At 53.2% G+C, this 278-nt stretch carries 1 protein-coding gene; it reads right to left on the bottom strand.

Annotation, left to right across the window (positions count from 1 at the left end):
* A partial coding sequence (locus SB660_RS20125) for a serine O-acetyltransferase (RefSeq protein WP_410584064.1) occupies nt 1–278 on the bottom strand: 278 nt, incomplete at both ends.

Below are 278 nucleotides of genomic sequence, written 5' to 3'. Positions count from 1 at the left end.
CAATGCTCTAAACCGGTCAGCAACCGGATCGGGCAAGTCTTGGTGATTGAGATCGCGTTTGATTTTTCTTCCGTTCTGAATGACGACTTTCCCCGGTATGCCGACAACGGTCGAAAAGTCGGGAACATCACGAAGCACAACGGAGCCGGCCCCTACTTTAGACCCCTGCCCGACCGTAATAGAGCCGAGCACCTTCGCTCCGGTTGCAATTAAAGCATCATCTTTTATGGTCGGATGCCGCTTCCCCTTTTCTTTTCCCGTTCCCCCGAGAGTGACAC

Source organism: Bacillus sp. SIMBA_005 (genome assembly GCF_046535585.1).
Lineage (GTDB): Bacteria > Bacillota > Bacilli > Bacillales > Bacillaceae > Bacillus > Bacillus pumilus.
The sequence above is the reverse complement of the archived record's forward strand: the minus strand, read 5'-3'. Positions and strand labels throughout refer to the sequence as shown.